Annotated in this window: 17 protein-coding genes (1 of these 17 only partly in view); 7 read left to right on the forward strand and 10 right to left on the reverse strand. The window is 43.0% G+C overall.

Annotated elements, in window-relative coordinates; translation table 11 throughout:
* Nucleotides 1-12: 12 nt before the first annotated feature.
* Nucleotides 13-876: an ABC-2 transporter permease gene (locus H9Q79_RS13895; RefSeq protein ID WP_249328541.1), complete on the reverse strand. Its 864-nt coding sequence runs from the start codon at nt 874-876 to the stop codon at nt 13-15.
* The gene (locus H9Q79_RS13900) at nt 860-1,867 is read right to left on the reverse strand and encodes an ABC transporter ATP-binding protein (protein ID WP_249328542.1); all 1,008 of its coding nucleotides are present in this window, start codon (nt 1,865-1,867) and stop codon (nt 860-862) included. The genes H9Q79_RS13895 and H9Q79_RS13900 overlap by 17 nt, the downstream gene beginning before the upstream one ends.
* Nucleotides 1,868-2,049: 182 nt before the next feature.
* Here H9Q79_RS13900 and H9Q79_RS13905 point away from each other — a divergent pair, with 182 nt between their 5' ends.
* Nucleotides 2,050-3,408 (forward strand): ArnT family glycosyltransferase, encoded by a 1,359-nt coding sequence (locus H9Q79_RS13905; protein WP_249328543.1) that lies wholly within the window; start codon nt 2,050-2,052, stop codon nt 3,406-3,408.
* A gap of 385 nt (nt 3,409-3,793) precedes the next feature.
* Here H9Q79_RS13905 and rsmG read toward each other — a convergent pair whose 3' ends face one another.
* The 8 genes from rsmG to rpmH form a co-directional block, all read right to left on the reverse strand.
* A complete protein-coding gene (gene rsmG / locus H9Q79_RS13910; RefSeq protein WP_249328544.1) occupies nt 3,794-4,522 on the reverse strand; it encodes a 16S rRNA (guanine(527)-N(7))-methyltransferase RsmG in 729 nt (242 codons plus the stop codon).
* Between the two features lie 8 nt (nt 4,523-4,530).
* Nucleotides 4,531-6,402, reverse strand: coding sequence for a tRNA uridine-5-carboxymethylaminomethyl(34) synthesis enzyme MnmG (gene mnmG / locus H9Q79_RS13915; protein WP_249328545.1), 1,872 nt, complete (start codon nt 6,400-6,402; stop codon nt 4,531-4,533).
* 9 nt (nt 6,403-6,411) lie between these two features.
* The gene (gene mnmE / locus H9Q79_RS13920; protein ID WP_249328546.1) at nt 6,412-7,794 is read right to left on the reverse strand and encodes a tRNA uridine-5-carboxymethylaminomethyl(34) synthesis GTPase MnmE; all 1,383 of its coding nucleotides are present in this window, start codon (nt 7,792-7,794) and stop codon (nt 6,412-6,414) included.
* Nucleotides 7,795-7,865: 71 nt separating this feature from the next.
* The gene (jag, locus tag H9Q79_RS13925) at nt 7,866-8,732 is read right to left on the reverse strand and encodes an RNA-binding cell elongation regulator Jag/EloR (protein ID WP_118644242.1); all 867 of its coding nucleotides are present in this window, start codon (nt 8,730-8,732) and stop codon (nt 7,866-7,868) included.
* A gap of 12 nt (nt 8,733-8,744) precedes the next feature.
* A complete protein-coding gene (locus H9Q79_RS13930) occupies nt 8,745-10,010 on the reverse strand; it encodes a YidC/Oxa1 family membrane protein insertase (protein ID WP_249328547.1) in 1,266 nt (421 codons plus the stop codon).
* 32 nt (nt 10,011-10,042) lie between these two features.
* Complete coding sequence (yidD, locus tag H9Q79_RS13935) at nt 10,043-10,252, reverse strand: membrane protein insertion efficiency factor YidD (RefSeq protein WP_249328548.1); 210 nt, start codon at nt 10,250-10,252, stop codon at nt 10,043-10,045.
* Complete coding sequence (gene rnpA, locus H9Q79_RS13940; protein WP_118644240.1) at nt 10,233-10,598, reverse strand: ribonuclease P protein component; 366 nt, start codon at nt 10,596-10,598, stop codon at nt 10,233-10,235. The genes yidD and rnpA overlap by 20 nt, the downstream gene beginning before the upstream one ends.
* A gap of 60 nt (nt 10,599-10,658) precedes the next feature.
* Nucleotides 10,659-10,793, reverse strand: coding sequence for a 50S ribosomal protein L34 (rpmH, locus tag H9Q79_RS13945; protein WP_118644238.1), 135 nt, complete (start codon nt 10,791-10,793; stop codon nt 10,659-10,661).
* Nucleotides 10,794-11,235: 442 nt separating this feature from the next.
* On the opposite strand from rpmH, the gene dnaA reads away from it, so the two are divergent.
* The 6 genes from dnaA to gyrA all read left to right on the forward strand — a co-directional run.
* A complete protein-coding gene (gene dnaA, locus H9Q79_RS13950; protein ID WP_249328549.1) occupies nt 11,236-12,576 on the forward strand; it encodes a chromosomal replication initiator protein DnaA in 1,341 nt (446 codons plus the stop codon).
* 244 nt (nt 12,577-12,820) lie between these two features.
* On the forward strand, nt 12,821-13,930 hold the full coding sequence (gene dnaN / locus H9Q79_RS13955) for a DNA polymerase III subunit beta (RefSeq protein ID WP_249328550.1): 1,110 nt from the start codon (nt 12,821-12,823) through the stop codon (nt 13,928-13,930).
* A 60-nt stretch (nt 13,931-13,990) separates the two neighbouring features.
* Nucleotides 13,991-14,200 (forward strand): RNA-binding S4 domain-containing protein, encoded by a 210-nt coding sequence (locus H9Q79_RS13960; protein WP_118644234.1) that lies wholly within the window; start codon nt 13,991-13,993, stop codon nt 14,198-14,200.
* A 4-nt stretch (nt 14,201-14,204) separates the two neighbouring features.
* Entirely contained in the window at nt 14,205-15,287 is a 1,083-nt protein-coding gene (gene recF / locus H9Q79_RS13965) for a DNA replication/repair protein RecF (protein ID WP_249328551.1), read from the forward strand.
* 29 nt (nt 15,288-15,316) lie between these two features.
* A complete protein-coding gene (gene gyrB / locus H9Q79_RS13970) occupies nt 15,317-17,254 on the forward strand; it encodes a DNA topoisomerase (ATP-hydrolyzing) subunit B (protein ID WP_118644232.1) in 1,938 nt (645 codons plus the stop codon).
* A gap of 25 nt (nt 17,255-17,279) precedes the next feature.
* Nucleotides 17,280-19,201, forward strand: the 5' portion of a protein-coding gene (gene gyrA / locus H9Q79_RS13975; protein WP_118644230.1) for a DNA gyrase subunit A. Its footprint extends 556 nt past the window's final position; 1,922 of the gene's 2,478 nt are visible here — the first part of the coding sequence; its start codon is at nt 17,280-17,282; its stop codon lies off the right edge, out of view.

The raw sequence follows: 19,201 nt of genomic DNA on the forward strand, positions 1-19,201 counted from the left end.
CTGCTCCACCTCCTAATTCCAACGTCTCTTCTGCACAGACTGCACAGTGAGATACAGGCAGATTCCGATGACAGACAGGAAATAAATGATTCCGTTCACATCTAAAATACCATTTACAAAATTATCCATATGTCCCGTCAAATCAAAAATACTGAGAATACTCTGCACCAGACCTTCAAACAGGCTGGATTTCACCAGATAGACGATGATTACAGCGCCCTCTGCCAGGACAGCTATAATAGCAGTCACCAGGCTGTTTCTGATCAGCGTGTGAACCCACAGGCACAGCGCCAGGACAACCAGGAGCATGACGATAAAAGAGGCAGACGCCGTCTGAGAAAAAAATCCCGAAACTCCCTCAATTACATTACTGAGGAAAAGTATCACAAAGCAGACCACCGCCGCAATGATCTGATTTTCCGTCAGAGAAGACGCGAAAACTCCAATGGCAATCTGCGCGCTTCCAAGTAAAAAAAATCCCAGGATCGCCGTATAGGCCATCGGCATGGAAACTGTTCCAAACCGTGACATAAGGAGAGGGCAGACACACATAACTGCCAGGGGAATCAGGAAAATGGATTCCAGCGCCAGATATTTTCCCCCTACCATCTGATGGATTTTAAGCGGGGAGGTTAAAAGTAGCTGATCCGTTTTCTGACGCCGTTCTTCTGCAATTACTCTCATGGTCAAAATCGGTACCCCTATGAGCATGACGAACAAAACGTACTGCATCGTATAACCGATTTCAGGATAAGCACTGTCGATATTCACATACGAGAAATAAATTCCATAGACCAGCAGTATGAAAAAGATAAAAACATATCCGATCATTGACGTCAGATATCCTTTTACCTCCTTTTTATAAATTGCTTTCATCTCTGTCCTCCCCTCCTTCATCTGATGCAGCAGAAATTTCTGATTCTACAGCCTGGTGATCATCCTCAGTCAACTCCAGGAATACATCTTCCAATGAGAGTGAGGTAGACTGCATCTTCAATATCGGACACTGGATATCCGCCATTTTATAGAATATTTTCTCCCTGATATCAACCTCTGTACAGGTTTTTATGATGATATCCACACAATCCTTCTCGTCAGAATTCTTATACTTCACATCTTCAATGCCAGGAATCATCCCAACCGCTGAAACTACAGTTCCCATTTGACCCTTTACCGTTAATTCAAGAGTATTAGATCCAACCGCAATTCTGCTCAGATTATCCGGGGTATCACTGGCAACAAGCTTTCCATGATTAATAATCATCACATAGTCGCAGACCGCGCTCACCTCCGAAAGGATATGTGAACTGAGAATCACCGTATGCTTTTCCCCCAGATTCCGGATCATCTCCCGAATTTCAATAATCTGTTTTGGGTCCAGCCCCACAGTTGGTTCGTCCAAAATAATAATTTCGGGATCTCCCAGCACAGCCTGCGCCAGTCCCACGCGCTGACGATAGCCTTTGGAAAGATTCTTAATCAGACGGTTTTCCATATCGGTAATTTTTACCATTTCCATAATCTTGTCAATTTGCTCATTCTTCTGATCCTTTGGAATTTTCTTCAGTTCAGCCGCAAAAGCCAGATATTCCCTCACCGTCATATCAAAATAAAGAGGAGGCATCTCCGGCAAATATCCAATACACTGTTTAGCTTCCTCCGGCTCCTCCACAATATCATGGCCGTCAATCAGGACTTCTCCCTCATTAAATCCAAGATATCCGGTAATAATATTCATAGTCGTAGATTTTCCCGCACCGTTAGGCCCCAGAAATCCGTATATCTGCCCTTCCTCCACGGTAAAGCTCAGGTGATCGACCGCTACGTGATCCCCATAGCGCTTTACGAGGTTTTTCACTTCTATCAAATCTTTCTACCTCCTTTTATTAAAATCTTCCTCGGCGGAGCTGAAAAACAGCCCATTGATTTAACTATTTTATTATGGAAATGTGATCTTTAACTGGAAATTATGTGAAAAAAATGTGAAGCTTGTTTTTCTTTAGTTTCTCTTATATAATGACATCAGGAGTATTTTTACAGGGGGTTTTTATGAAAGATCATACGTACCGTCTGATCAGGACGGCTGAAGTCCTGCTCTTTTTTTGTATCTGTTTTGTCACGGCGGCAACCCTGAAGGTTGAGCATGCGCCGGATGAGGCCATGCGATATGTAATTCCTCAATTTATTGAAAAATATCATCATCTTCCCACAGGTCTGGAACCGGAGTTGATTCACCCTGCATGGGGGTTTTCATATGCTGTTTATCCTTATCTGACTTCTATAATCAGCGCTTTTTTCATGCAGATCGCTTCCTTTTTTTCAGGCGGCACGGCGTCTTTGTTGTTAGCGGCCAGACTGGTCAGCGTCCTTTCCGGAACCGCTTCTCTTTTTCTGTTCTTTAAAATAGGGGAATTGCTTTTTGATAATAAGAAATCTGTCGTCATGCTGGCTACTTTCTGCGGATTTTTGCCTCAGTTTCTCTTTCTCAGCAGTTACCAGAATAATGATTCATTTGCTGTATTCACAGTCGCTCTGATCATTTATTTCTGGTTGAAGGGGCTGAAAAACCGGTGGCGCCTGTCCACATGTATCGGGCTGGGGATCAGCTGTGGCCTCTGCGCATTATCATATTATAATGCCTATGTATTTTTACTCACTACGATATTACTATTTTTTATGAGCCTGCTTATCTATAAAGAAAAGCTGGCAAAGATTTTAAAAAAAGCACTTCTGGTATTTGCGGCGGCTTTTCTGGTCGGAGGCTGGTTTTTCATCCGCAATGCAGTTCTTCATGACGGCGATTTTCTGGGAATGCGGACCATACAAGAATCAGCAGAAGAACATGCCCAGGAAGACTTCAAGCCTTCATTAAAACAAACGCCTGCAAGCCAGGGACTCTCCTTTGCTGACACTTTTATCCATGTTTATCCGGGACATCAGGCGAACTGGATTTTTTCCACTGTGTGCAGCTTTATCGGCTCTTTTTCCTATATGACAGTGCGCTTAAGCTATCTGCTTTATGGCCTGTATGTGGCTCTTTTTGCCATTGGCTTTCTGTTATTTTTCTTCCTGGCCCTTCGCAGAAGCTGGTGGAAGGATAAGATACGCCGTCTGCTGTTCCTTACATTAACACTCAGTATATTAATTACGTTGGTTCTTGTCATGTTCAACACGTACTATTCCGATTACCAGGCACAGGGTCGTTATCTCATGCCCGCATTGATACCCCTGATGATCCTGATTACCGACGGGTATGGAACGGCTCTGCCGACGGCCGCCCATGCAAAAACAGCACTCCGGAACAGAAGAACGATTCTCTTTGCCGTGATACTCGTCTTGTATATGCTGTTATTTTTCATAAGCTATTTTAAATATCTGGTTCCGGGATGTCTTGACTTTCAGACCTAAAAAAATGGACCAATATAACCTCTAAGTTAATAATATATTATATATGGGACGTGATTATGCCTTATTGGGCACAAAACGTCCCATTTTTTTTATTTCCTGTGATATTTTCTGCCTCAGATTCGTTTTATAAATGAAAAGCTTTACAAAGGAGGTTATTTATGAGTCAGATCCCAGATGTTCAGCATATGATAGAAGAATCTATTGTTATTCCCGTTCATCCTAGCGCCGCTTTGTCACGGGACTTCACGGGCATGAGAAACCTATTTCATTCAATACGCCTTTACATAGTGAATTATACGATGCGGTAATGAGATTGCCTTCAAAATACCGGATAGGTATAGATTTTTCAGAAACTGTAACTGCAGATCAAGATGGAACTATTATTTCATGAAAGAGGCTCCTTCGTAGGAAGCCCGGCCTTCCTGGGATATTTTTTCGGTGTGGGGCGCTCCTTTGTCAGAATTGCAAAGGAGCGTTCTGCATCTGTATCCGGCAGACGGAAACAGACAGTTTTCTCGCAGCTCCCTCCCAGAAGGTATACTGCTTTCTTAGCCTGAACCAATTCTTCTTCTATTTTCCCTGATTTGTAAGATATGAATTTGCCTCCGCCCTTAACAAATGGCAGGCAATATTCCGAAAGGGAAGAGAGATTCGCAACCGCCCGGGATACACATAATTCAAATTGTTCTCTATATTCCGGCTGTTTTCCATAATCCTCCGCCCTTCCATGAAGAGCGCGTATTCCTCCCAGCTTCAGGGACTGAATGACTTCATTTAGAAATTTTACTCTTTTATTGAGTGAGTCCAGAAGCGTGACTTCTATCCATGGAAAAGCAATTTTCAGCGGTATTCCGGGAAATCCCGCTCCCGTCCCCACATCCAAAAGGGTCTTTACTTTCTTCATGTCCTGGGCTTTCACGATCGACAAGCTGTCCAGAAAATGCTTTGTAACCACTTCCTGGAATTCTGTAATCGCCGTAAGATTCATAAAAGAATTCCACTCTGTCAGCAATTCATAATATGTTAAAAACTGTCCGGTCTGTTCTTCAGTCAGATGAATCTCCAGCTCATCCAATCCTTTTTTTAAAGAGGTTAAATCATATGTTTCTGTCATAAAAGTATTTACCTCCCTCCAAGATAGACAAGAAGCACGGAAATGTCTGCCGGAGAAACGCCGGAGATCCGGGACGCCTGTCCGATGTTCATCGGGCGGTAGGTATTCAGCTTTTGCTTCGCCTCAATCCTCAGGCTTCCTACCTGATCGTAATCAATATGCTCCGGTATTTTCTTCGCTTCCATTTTCTTGAACTGATCCACCTGCTTCAACTGTCTTTTGATATATCCGTCGTACTTGATATTAATGCTGACCTGCTCCTGAACATCCCGCGGCAGATCAGGGCGGCCGGGATCAACAGCCGACAGACTCTGATAGTCCAGCTCCGGCCGTCTGATCAGCTCAGCCAGTGAACTTCCGCTGTTTAAAAGCGTAGAATTCTTTTCCTGCAGAAGCTTCTGCACATCTTCCGACATTCCCACATAGGTGTGCTCCACCCGGTCTATTTCTTCCCGGATCAGCTTTTCCTTTAAAAGCACAGCCTGATACTGTTCTTCACTGACCAGCCCCACCTGATAGCCATACTTTCTCAGCCTCATGTCCGCATTGTCCTGCCGCAGCAGCAGGCGGTATTCCGCCCGGCTTGTCATCATGCGGTAAGGTTCATGGGTTTCCTTTGTGACCAGATCATCGATCAGCACTCCAATATATGCTTCTGAACGGTCTAAAACCAAAAAATCTCTTCCCAATACCTCCATGGAAGCATTGATACCCGCAATCAGCCCCTGGGCGGCAGCCTCTTCATAGCCGGAGCTTCCGTTAAACTGTCCGCCGGAAAACAGACCTTTAATCTTCTTGAATTCCAGTGTGGCGGATAGCTGGACCGGATTGATACAGTCATATTCAATGGCATAGGCGTTCCTGACAATTTTTACGTTCTCCAGCCCCTCCACCGTGTGATACATGGCATCCTGAACGTCCTCGGGCATAGAGCTGGACATTCCTCCCACATACATCTCATTGGTATAAAGTCCCTCCGGCTCTAAAAATACCTGATGTCTTTTTTTATCGGAGAATTTCACCACTTTATCTTCAATGGACGGACAATACCTGGGACCTGTCCCATGAATTATTCCTGAATAGAGAGGTGAACGGTCCAGGTTTTCCCGGATGATCTCATGGGTTTTCTCATTCGTATAGGTGAGCCAGCAGGATACCTGATCAATCTGTACTTCCTCCGGATCTGTAGAAAATGAAAAGGGAATCACTCTTTCATCACCCTTCTGTTCTTCCATTTTACCGAAATCAATCGTCCTCTTATCCACTCTGGCAGGAGTTCCCGTCTTAAAACGAAACATCTCTATACCGTTCGCTTTCAGAGAATCCGTCAGATGGGTGGCCGCCTGAAGCCCATTTGGCCCTGTATGATTGCTGACCTCGCCAAAAATACAGCGGGCATTCAGATATACGCCCGTACAGAGTACCACAGCCTTACAGTTATAGGAAGCACCTGACAGGGTTTTAACGCCCTTGCAGACTCCGTTTTCCACTATCAGCTCTGTCACTTCCGCCTGTTTTACCGTCAGGTGTTCTGTATTCTCGAGAATTCTTCTCATGCTGCGGCTATATTCACTTTTATCCGCCTGTGCTCTGAGAGAATGGACTGCCGGGCCTTTTGATTTATTCAGCATCTTTGACTGAATAAATGTCCGGTCAATATTTTTTCCCATCTCTCCTCCCAGAGCATCAATTTCTCTGACCAGATGCCCTTTTGAGGTTCCTCCGATATTAGGATTGCAGGGCATCAGCGCAATACTATCCACGCTAACTGTAAATACAATTGTAGAAAGCCCCAGCCTGGCTGCCGCCAAAGCAGCCTCACATCCGGCGTGGCCCGCCCCTATCACTGCAATATCATAATATTCTTCAATCACTGGCATATCATTCTCCTACTTTCCAGTACAAAACTTTGAAAATATTTCATTTACCAGATTCTCGCCGAGAGATTCTCCCAGAATACTTCCCAGAGCTTCATACGCCCCCATCAGATCAATTGAATAAAAATCCTCCGGCATCTGGTCCGCAATGCTGTTCTCCACAAATGTCAAACTTTCTAAAGCAGTTTCCAACGCCTTCTTATGACGGATATTTGTGATATAAATTTCATCATTAAAAGAAATATCTCCCTGAAAAAAAAGATTTTTTATCAATTCCTCCAGCCTGTCTATTCCTTCATTTTCCCTGGCAGATATGGATATAACAGGAAACTGTGTCACCTTTTCCAGCATTTCGGCTGTTACTGCCGGCTCCAGATCGTTCTTATTTAAAAGAACAATTGATTTTTTATTCCGGATTAAATCCAGGATCTGGCTGTCATTTTCATCCAACGGTATCGAACTATCCACCACATATAAAATCAGGTCTGCATCCGAAGCATGTTCTTTTGCACGCTCAATTCCAATCTGTTCCACTTTATTAGAAGCTTCCCTGATCCCCGCTGTATCCAGAATCCGAAGAGTAATTCCCTGAATATTTACGTTCTCTTCCAGTACATCTCTGGTTGTACCCGCTATCTCAGTCACAATCGCCTTTTCTTCACCTGCCAGCAGATTCAAAAGTGAAGATTTACCCGCATTAGGTTTTCCCAGTATCACTGTCTTAATCCCCTCCCGGATCATCTTCCCCTGGTCAAAGGTGGAAAGAAGCTTTTCAATTTTTTTCTTCTGTTCCCCGACTACCCGGTTCAGTGAATCTGCATATCCTTCCAGGCTGATATGCTCCGGATCATCCAGGGCAGATTCTATATGAGCGATTTCATAAATCAGCTTTTCCCGAATCTCCCGGATCATTCCGGTGACCGAACCCTTCAGCTGGCTCAGAGAGCTTTTCAAAGCATAATCATTCTTAGCTGAAATAACATCCATCACAGCTTCTGCCTGAGATAAATCCAGCCGCCCGTTTAAAAATGCCCGCTTTGTAAATTCTCCTGGTTCTGCCGGACGCGCCCCGCTCCTGAGAACAGCCTCCAACACTTTTCTCATGGCCAGAACGCCCCCATGGCAGTCTATTTCCACTGTGTCCTCCCCTGTATAAGAGTGAGGAGCCTTCATCAGCATTACCAGAACTTCATCCACAAGCTGACCCTGATCCATTATAAAACCATAATGAATCGTATTGGCCTTCTGATCTGCCAGCTTCTTGTCTGCTTTACCTCTGTAAACCCTGTCAGCCACTGAAAAAGCATCCTTTCCACTGATACGGACAATACCGATTCCGGAAGGCGTCATCGCCGTGGCTGCAGCGGCAATTGTATCCTCATAAAAATCAGCCATACAATCTCCTTTTATGATCTCGCAATCAAAAAGCCAGAAGAGAGCGCTGCCCCCTCCCTTCTGGCTTTTTATCATCTTTTTAATGCGATTACCACATGGCGATAAGGTTCATTCCCTTCGCTGTAGGTCTCTACATATTTGTTCCCCTGAAGCGCCGAATGTATAATTCTTCTCTCATAGGGATTCATCGGTTCCAGTGAAACCGGCTTTCTCGTTCTCCGGACCTTATAGGCAATATTCTTCGCCAGATTCTCTAATGTCTCTTTTCTTCTCTTCCTGTAGTCTTCCGTGTCCAGCTTGACACGGACATATTCCTTCTGGTCTTTATTTACCACCAGGCTCACAAGATACTGAAGAGAATCCAGGGTTTGTCCCCTTTTTCCTATCAAAATCCCCATATCAGCTCCGGAAAAATCAATATCCAGGCTTCCTGTCTCCCTATGATATTCCATAGTGATATCCACCGGAAGTTCCATGGCTTTAAATACACCATCCAGAAATTTGGATGCGGAAGCTTTCATCGTAACAATCTCTTCCGCTGTCTTTTCTGGAATTACCTCTTCCTTTACAGAAACCGGATCTCTCCTGGAGGTCTCTTTTTTAGGAACTTCTTTTTTTACATTTTCTTTTTTTACAAAATCCTTCTTGGGAGCTTCCTTTTTAACTGGTTTAGCTTTTTCCTTAATTTCCGGATCTCCCGCAGGTTCCTTCACGGTTTCTTTTACCGGCTCTTTCACCGGTTCATCAATCTTTACTTCAACCGCTTCTTCTTTCTTACGAACCTTTATAACGGCAGGCTTGCTTCCGAATCCCAAAAAGCCAGAGCTGCCTTCACTGATTACCTGGATGTCCAGTCTGTCACTGGAGATTTCCAGCTCGATACAGGCTTTTGTAATCGCCTCATCCACTGTTTTTGCAGATACTTCTATGAAATCCATATACATGCCCCCCTATTTCTTTTTCTTATTATTTTTCTCATCGAACTGCCGTACCATATTTGCTTTTGCGGTAATACTGTCAGGTCTGGCATTGGTGGCATTCTTATAATACTCTGTTGAATCATTCGTATTATTCCTGGAACCCCTGTTAGGCTCCTGAATATTTCTAACATTCACCCGGGCCTGCTGTGTGATTTTCTTCTCCGGAAGGCCCTTCTTCGCCCGTTTCTTGGCCTGCTTCTCCTGGCTCTTCTTTACCAGTTCTTCCGCATCCATTCCGGCTATTTTCCGGTTAATCACAACCTGCTGGATACATCGGATTACAGCTCCGGCGATCCAGTATATACCAATACCCATGGAAAACGTCACGCACATGAAAGCTGAAAAAATGGGCATGATAGTATTCATCATCTTCATGGAACCCTGCATGCTGTCCTGCTGGGGATTGCCTGTAGTCTGCTGAGGCATCAGCTTATAATTTAACCACTGAGTAAACCATGCCAGCACAGGCACCAATACGGCAACAATTACCAGAATCCATGTTCCTGCCTCTATACCGTTCTTAATAACATCCCATGGAGACTCAGAAATATTGATTCCGGCAAACATATTTACCTGCCGGCTTTGCGCCGCCGTCTGTTCAATTGTGGTTTTCAGGCTGGAAAAACCGTTAATGTCTGCCAGTTTTTCCCACTGGGCCGGTTTCAGCAGATAGAGAAAATCTGTAATTCCCTTCTGCAAGGCTTCTCCGGTACCGGAAAGCTGTGCGGCGATCTTATTATCTGTCGCGAATTGAGTCAGGCTTTCCAGAAAATTCGCCTGTGAAAGCTTAACCGCTAATCCGCTGAACATTTCCCCGACCTTCGTTACATATCCGGGAATATGGTAAATAACCTGATACAAGGCAAACAGAAGAGGCATCTGTATCAGAAGAGGCAGGCAGCTTCCCGTAGGAGATACTCCGTATTTCTGATAGATCGCCATAGTCTCTTCCTGCATTTTCATCTGAGACGCCTGATCCCTTTTACCCTGGTACTTCTTCTGTACCTTCTGCATTTCAGGCTGTACGACGCTCATCATCTTGGACATCTTCTGCTGCTTCACCTGAAGCGGAGTCATCAGCATATATACAATAATTGTATAAAAAATGATCGCAAGGCCGATATTTGGTATGCCGATAGCGTCCAGAACAATATATATTCCGTTCATAATCCAGCCCAAGAGCTGCGCGATCCAGCCGATGATCGGCATGGTTGATTTACTAAGTAGAATTTCCAAATTATTTTCCTCCTCGGACAAACAATAATTGTTTACGGCACTGGGTCGTAACCTCCTTTGGAAAACGGGTTACATCGCAGAATTCTCCAGGCTGCCAATAAACCTCCCTTAAGGGCACCGTATTTTTCAATGGCCTCCAGGCCATACTGAGAACAAGTCGGTATATAAGGACACTTGACGTTCTTCAACGGTGACAGATACTTTTGATAAAAACGAATCATTTTAATTAATACTGTTTTCATCTCTATTCTTTTTCTCCACAATCTGATGCAGCTTTCCCAGATGATAAATTGCACGTTCGATCTCATAGTACGTACAGTCCTTACCATTTACCCTCACGATAATCACCACATCATAGCCAATATGAAATAATTCTTCCTGCAGACGGTATCCTTCTCTGATCAACCTCGCCAGATGATGGCGAACCACACTGTTTCCGACTTTTTTGCTGACGGATATTCCGATTCTATTCTTTTCCAGATGGTTTTCCTTCACATACATAACCAGATATTTGTTCGCATACGATGTTCCCTGCTTATAAACCAGCTGAAAGTCTTTGTTTTTTTTCAAACTTTCCGAATATTTCATAAAATTTCCTTTTAAGAGAAGAAAAGACCACAGTGACTGCGGCCTTTGGTTTACTCAGTTTTATGCTGATAATTCTTTTCTTCCTTTTAATCTTCTGGCAGCTAAAACTTTTCTTCCACCCTTTGTACTCATTCTCGCTCTGAATCCATGAACTTTCGCTCTGGATCTCTTTTTCGGCTGAAATGTCATTTTCATAGATAAGGCACCTCCTTTTATTCACATACCATATTTATTATGGTAACTTTTTATTCTATGTATGCTGAGAAAACATCATTTCAATTATATTCATAAAATACAGGCAAGTCAAGCAAATTCTGGGGTTTTTTCTTTTTTTGTCTGTTCGTCAGTTTACGTAAGATTATCCACATTTTGTGAATAACTTGTGGATAACTTGTTATTAGCATGTGCATATCTTATAATTTGACAAATTTTTTATTGATTTTATGGGATGGGATAATGTGAATAAAATAAAAACTTATACACAATCTTTACAATAACGGTTATTTTATGGTACCCTCTTTTACCTTGAAGTCTATTCCAATTTTTTAAATTCTATTGATTAATCCCCCTTTTTATTATAAGATATAAAAGGATAATTAGGTTTCAAACCTACAAATATAGACGGTCGAGGTTTAAAATGGACATTATAAAAGAAAAATGGAACGAAATTCTGGAACGGGTCAAGGAAGAGCATGAATTAGGAGAAGTTTCTTATAAAACATGGATCAAACCTTTGACCGTACATAATATAGAAGACAATATAGTAACCATCCTGGTTCCTTCTGAGAGAGTCGGTCTGGAATACGTCAGTAAAAAGTATACTCTTCCTATTAAAGTAGCGATTGCTGAAATAACAGGACAAGACTGCGATATTGAATTCATTCTCCCTGAAGACGCAGAACGCATGAAAAATACGGAAAACACTTCCTCCGTCTCGGCCATAGCCGGTCTGAACCCTAAATATACATTCAGCACCTTCGTCGTAGGAAGTAATAACAAATTTGCGCATGCCGCTTCACTCGCTGTAGCAGAATCACCGGGAGAGATTTATAACCCTCTGTTTCTGTATGGGGGCGTGGGCCTTGGAAAAACTCATCTCATGCATTCCATCGCCCATTTTATCATCGAGCGTAAGCCTGGCATGAAGATTCTCTATGTGACCAGTGAAGAATTTACAAATGAAGTAATCGAAGCGATCCGTAATGGAAATAATTCCGCTCTGACCAAATTCAGAGACAAATACCGGAACATCGACGTACTTCTCATCGACGATGTTCAGTTTATTATAGGAAAGGAATCTACACAGGAAGAATTTTTCCATACATTCAACACGCTTCATTCAGCCAGAAAACAGATCATTCTTTCCTCCGACCGTCCTCCAAAAGACATGGATATTTTGGAAGAACGAATCCGTTCCCGGTTTGAATGGGGCTTAATGGCTGATATCCAAAGTCCTGACTTTGAAACCAGAATGGCCATTTTACGCAAAAAACAGGAGATGGATGGTTACGATGTGGGCAACGACGTGATTGAATACATCGCACAGAACGTAAAATCAAATATCCGTGAGCTGGAGGGCTCTTTAAATAAAGTAATCGCCCTTGCTAACCTTGAAAAACGTGAAATTAACCTGGAGCTGGCAGAAAAAGCCCTGATCGACATCATCTCTCCCAATGAGAAGAAGGTCATCACTCCTGATTACATCATCAATGTGGTGGCAGAACACTTTGATATCACATCAGACGACATCAAAGGAACAAAAAGGAGCAGTAAAATCGCCTATCCAAGGCAGATTGCCATGTATCTCTGCCGGGAAATGACTAATCATAACCTGCAGGCCATCGGGAAGTGCATGGGCGGCAAAGACCATACCACAATCATGTACGGAATTAAGAGGATTGAAGCAGAACTTGAATCCTCAGACAACGCTAAAAATACTGTCAACCTATTGAAGAAAAAGATCAATCCTTCCACCTGATTTTCCACAAAGTGGATGTGAAAAACGTGTGGACTTAATGTGGATATTTTTTAACCTGAAGTTATCTACATTTTATAAACATCCTTTAAGACCGTTTTCCACAGACTTGTTAAACCATTTTTTACTTGAATTTATCAAGTCTTTAGCGGTTATACACATATTCACACCTATGAAGACTACTACTACGGATTTATTATTCTTTTATTTATTTAAAGCACGTGTCCCCAGAAAGGAGTTATACACAATGAAACTGGTTTTCTCAAAATCCAATCTTTTAAAAAGTGTCAGCATTGTGATGAAAGCTGTCCCTTCCAGAACCACTATGCCAATTCTGGAATGCATACTGATTGATGCATCAACCAATGAAATTAAATTTACATCAAACGATATGGAACTGGGTATCGAGACGATTGCCGAAGGCACCGTATTGGAAAAGGGCGTTATAGCGCTGGATGCAAAAATCTTTTCTGAGATTGTACGAAGGCTTCCGGACAATGACGTCACCATTGAGACAGACAGTAATCTGGTGGCGACTATCACCTGTGAAAAAGCTAAGTTCAACATTCCGGGAAAATCAGGCGAGGACTTTGCTTACCTTCCCATGGTTGAAAGAAATGACTGTATCACCCTTTCTCAGTTTACTCTGAAGGAGATTATCCGTCAGACGATCTTTTCCATTGCGGCTAATGAGAATAATAAGCTGATGACAGGCGAATTGTTTGAGATTAAGAATAATATATTAAAGGTGGTGTCACTGGATGGGCACCGGATCGCGATCCGTAAGATAGAGCTTGCCGGGAATTATCCGGACCGGAAAGTTGTAGTCCCGGGCAAAACTCTGAATGAGATCAGCAAAATTTTGTCCGGGGAGGTGGATGACCAGGTATCTATATTCTTTTCAGAAAACCATATCATTTTTGAATTTGACCAGACAGTCGTCGTTTCACGTTTGATCGATGGAGAATATTTCCGGATCGATCAGATGCTTTCCAGCGATTACGAGACAAAGGTGAAAATAAATAAAAAAGAATTTCTGAATTGTATTGACCGCGCGACTCTTCTCGTAAAAGAAGGAGACAAAAAACCGATTATCATCAACATCGAAGACGGCATTATGGGATTGAGGATTGATTCTGCGATGGGTTCGATGAAAGAAGATATCGACATAGAAAAGTCCGGCAAGGATATCATGATAGGCTTTAATCCCAAATTCCTGATTGATGCTTTGAAGGTTATTGACGACGAAGAGGTTTCCATCTATCTGGTGAATCCGAAGGCGCCGTGTTTTATCAAGGATGATAATGAGAATTATATTTATCTGATTCTGCCTGTTAATATTAACACGTCCCGCTGATGCCTGAGAGGTTTATTCACTGTTACGATTGTTCCACTATGAAGTTTAGGAGACCAGAATATGGAAATAATTAAAATAAAAGACGATTTTATTAAGCTGGGCCAGGCGATGAAGCTGGCCGGCCTGGCAGATGAAGGGGCAGAAGCGAAATCTCTGATACAGGACGGCCTTGTGAAGGTGAACGGGGAGACGGACGCCAGACGGGGCAGGAAACTCTATGAGGGAGATATTTTTTCCTTTGATGGAAAAGACGTAAAAATCGTTAAGTGAAGCTATGTTTATAGAGTCTTTGGAATTAAAAAATTTCAGGAATTACAGCTCTCTGAGCCTTTCTTTTGACGAGGGAACAAATATTTTCTACGGTGACAACGCTCAGGGCAAGACGAATATTCTGGAAGCCATATATCTCTGTGGAACCACAAAGTCCCATAAAGGGAGTAAAGACAGAGAAATTATACAGTTTCAGGAAGACGAATCCCATATCCGTATGATTCTAAATAAAAACAATGTCAGGCACAAGATAGACATGCATCTGAAAAAAAATAAGGCTAAGGGTGTGGCGATCGACGGTTTGCCGATCAGAAAAGCTTCCGAACTTTTCGGCATTGTAAATCTGGTGTTTTTTTCTCCTGAGGATCTGAATATTATAAAAAATGGTCCTATGGAACGGCGGAAATTCATGGACAGTGAATTGTGTCAGTTGAATAAATTTTATCTGCTGCAGCTGATGAATTACAATAAAGTTGTCATTCAGAGAAATAAATTGTTAAAGGATCTTCCATTTACCGGTTCCTTGAAGGATACTCTGGACATCTGGGATGACCAGATGGTTTTTTACGGTACAAGCCTGATCGAAGAGCGAGAAAAATTTATACTTCAAATTAACAACATACTAAGGGAAATACATTTGAACCTGACAGGCGGTAAAGAAGAAATTCAGTTGATTTACGAACCAAATGTGAAAAAAGAGGATTTAAAAAAACAGCTTTTTCAGGGCAGGGACAGAGATCTTAAGTTCAAGCTTTCTTCTGTAGGGCCCCACAGGGATGATTTTTGTATCAGAGTGAATGGAATAGATATCCGCAGGTTCGGGTCTCAGGGACAACAGAGAAGTGCTGCCCTGTCATTGAAGCTGTCGGAAATTTATCTTGTTAAAAATATTATCAAGGATAAGCCGGTGCTTCTTCTGGACGATGTGTTATCAGAATTAGACAGCAGCCGTCAGAATTATCTTTTGAAGAGCATTGACCGTATTCAGACATTTATAACCTGTACAGGTATGGATGAATTTATACATAATCAATTTACAGTTAATAAAGTTTTTGAAATAGTAAATGGAACAGTTCAGAATCAGTAACATACTGTCCGAAAATCAGGAGGAAATTTATGAATACAGAAGGAACTGAAACAAATCAGGAATATGGAGCCGACCAGATCCAGATATTAGAAGGTCTGGAAGCTGTGAGGAAACGTCCCGGTATGTATATCGGAAGCACCTCAAGCCGCGGTCTTCATCATCTTGTATATGAGATTGTGGACAACGCGGTGGATGAAGCGCTGGCGGGACACTGTAATAATGTGGATGTTTCCATTAATCCGGATAATTCAATTACTGTTATTGATGATGGGCGTGGAATTCCAGTGGGAATTAACCATAAGGCAGGCATACCTGCGGTTGAAGTCGTATTTACGATACTTCATGCGGGAGGTAAATTTGGCGGCGGAGGATATAAAGTTTCCGGCGGCCTTCATGGAGTGGGGGCTTCTGTCGTAAATGCCCTTTCCAGCTGGCTGGAGGTTACGATTTATCATGAAGGTAAGGTTTACCGGCAGAGATATGAACGGGGAAAAACGATCTATAAGTTAAAGGTGATCGGCACGTGCGATCCCGATAAGACAGGGACAATGGTCACATTTTTGCCGGATGATACAATATTTGAAGAAACAGTCTTTGATTTTGATATTCTTCAGACCAGGATCAGAGAGACAGCTTTTCTGACTAAAGGGCTGAGGATCGTTCTGAAAGATTTAAGAGGCGAGGAAAAGATTGAAAAGGTATATCATTATGAGGGAGGAATCAAGGAATTCGTGGAATACCTGAACAGAAGCAAGACGCCTCTGTATCCTGATATCATTTATTGTGAAGGAGAGCAGAACGGTGTGCTGGTAGAAGTAGCTATCCAGCACAATGATTCGTTTACGGAGAATACTTATGGATTCGTGAACAATATCAATACCCCGGAAGGCGGCACTCATATTGTGGGATTCCGGAATGCTATAACAAAGACATTTAATGACTATGGAAGAAAGAATAAGATCTTAAAAGACAGTGAGCCTAACCTGAGCGGTGAAGATATCCGGGAAGGACTGACTGCTATTGTCAGTGTAAAAATTGAAGATCCCCAGTTTGAGGGACAGACAAAACAGAAACTGGGCAACAGTGAAGCCAGAGGCGCTGTGGACAATATACTGAGCAGCCAGCTGGAGATATTTTTGGAACAGAATCCGTCTGTGGCAAAAATAATTATTGAAAAATCTGTTTTGTCTCAGCGTGCCAGGGAAGCGGCCAGGAAGGCCAGAGATCTGACCAGAAGGAAATCTGCATTAGATGGGATGTCTCTGCCTGGAAAACTGGCAGATTGTACAGATAAAGACCCAAAAAATTGTGAAATTTATATAGTTGAGGGAGATTCCGCCGGCGGTTCGGCAAAATCTGCCAGGAGCCGGGCGACTCAGGCAATCCTTCCTCTGAGAGGTAAAATCTTAAACGTTGAAAAAGCCAGGCTGGACAGAATCTATGGAAATGCAGAGATAAAGGCTATGATTACCGCATTTGGTACAGGTATTCATGATGATTTTGATATCAGTAAGCTCCGCTATGATAAAATTATTATAATGACGGATGCCGACGTGGATGGAGCGCATATCGCAACATTAATGCTCACGTTCCTCTATAGGTTTATGCCGGAACTGATCAAGCAAGGGCATGTATACCTGGCAAAGCCGCCTCTCTTCAAGGTAGAAAAGAACAAAAAAATATGGTATGCCTACAATGATGATGAGTTGGATAAAATCCTGGCGGAAATAGGCCGCGACGGCAGCAATAAAATACAGCGTTATAAAGGTCTGGGAGAGATGGACGCAGAGCAGCTGTGGGAAACCACAATGGACCCTGCCAGAAGGATATTGCTTCGTGTCATGATGGATGAAGAAGCTTCTTCAGAGGTGGATCTGACCTTTACGACTCTGATGGGAGATAAGGTTGAACCGAGAAGAGAATTTATAGAAGCCCGTGCAAAAGATGTGAAGAATCTGGACATCTAATTCGAGATGAAAGGTGAAAACAAAAATGGAAGATAATATTTTTGACAAAATTCAGGATGTAGACCTAAAGAAGAAGATGGAAGATTCTTATATTGACTATGCCATGAGTGTAATCGCTTCCCGCGCCCTGCCTGATATCCGGGATGGCCTGAAGCCGGTGCAGAGGAGAATCCTCTTCTCAATGATTGAACTAAATAACGGTCCCGACAAGCCCCACAGAAAATGTGCGCGTATTGTCGGTGATACGATGGGTAAATATCATCCCCATGGAGACAGTTCAATCTATGGGGCTTTGGTTAATATGGCCCAGGATTGGTCTACCCGTTATCCGCTGGTGGATGGACACGGCAATTTCGGTTCAGTGGATGGGGACGGTGCTGCCGCTATGAGGTATACAGAAGCGCGTCTAAGTAAGATTTCCATGGAAATGCTGGCTGATATCAATAAAGACACAGTAGATTTTATACCAAACTTTGATGATACGGAAAAAGAACCTACTGTTCTTCCTGCCAGATATCCGAACCTTCTGGTAAATGGGACTTCAGGTATCGCCGTGGGCATGGCTACCAATATTCCTCCCCACAATCTGAAGGAAGTAATTGGGGCGGTGGTTAAAATCATTGATAATATCATAGATTTTGACAGTGAAACCACCATGGAAGAGGTTCTGAAAATAGTAAAAGGGCCTGATTTTCCCACAGGAGCAGAAATTCTAGGAACACGGGGCATTGAAGAAGCTTACCGCACAGGCCGGGGAAAGATACGTGTCCGGGCGGTCACCAATATAGAGACTCTTGCCAACGGAAAAAGCCAGATTATTGTGACAGAGCTTCCTTATCTCGTGAACAAGGCCAGGCTCATTGAAAAGATGGCGGAGCTGGTGAGAGAGAAGAAAATTGATGGAATTACGGCTATCAGCGATCATTCCAACAGAGAGGGAATGAGAATCTGTATTGAACTTCGCAGGGATGCCAATGCCAACGTGGTTTTAAACCGCCTCTATAAGCATACGCAGCTTCAGGATACGTTCGGCGTTATCATGCTGGCTTTGGTCAATAATGAACCGAAGGTTTTGAATCTTCTGGATATGCTGAAATTTTACCTGACTCATCAGGAGGATGTAGTAACCAGAAGGACGAAATATGATCTGAACAAAGCGGAAGAACGGGCACATATCTTAAGCGGACTGCTGAAAGCTTTAGATTACATTGATCAGATTATTAAGATCATCCGTGCGTCTGCCAATGCCCAGGAAGCAAAGGATAATTTAATCCGGGAATTTGATTTTTCAGAAGTACAGGCCCAGGCCATTGTAGATATGCGTCTGCGGGCTCTGACAGGTCTGGAACGTGCGAAGCTGGAAAATGAGTTCCAGGAGCTTGAAATTAAAATCCGGGAATATAAAGCAATCTTATCTGACCGGAAGCTGCTTCTCAGGGTGATACGGACAGAAATTCTGGCAATTTCTGAGAAGTATGGCGACGACAGAAGAACCTCTATTGGTTTTGATGCTTATGATATTTCCATGGAGGACCTGATTCCCAGAGAGAATATGGTGATTACCATGACTAAGCTGGGATATATCAAGCGGATGACGGTAGATAACTTCCGGAGCCAGAACAGAGGCGGTAAGGGAATCAAGGGAATGCAGACCATTGACGATGATTATATCGAAGAGCTGTTGATGACCACCACTCATCATTACCTGATGTTTTTCACCAGTACAGGCAAAGTATATAGGATGAAGGCGTATGAAATACCAGAAGCAAGCCGTACCGCCAGGGGAACTGCGATTATTAACCTGCTGCAGCTGCAGCCGGGCGAAAAGATCACAGCCGTCATCCCAATTGACCAGTATAAGAAGGATCATTATCTTTTCATGGCTACTAAAAAAGGCCTTGTGAAGAAAACCCCGATTACGGATTATGAAAACGTCCGCAAGACAGG

This window comes from Wansuia hejianensis, assembly GCF_014337215.1.
Classification (GTDB): Bacteria; Bacillota; Clostridia; order Lachnospirales; family Lachnospiraceae; genus Scatomonas; species Scatomonas hejianensis.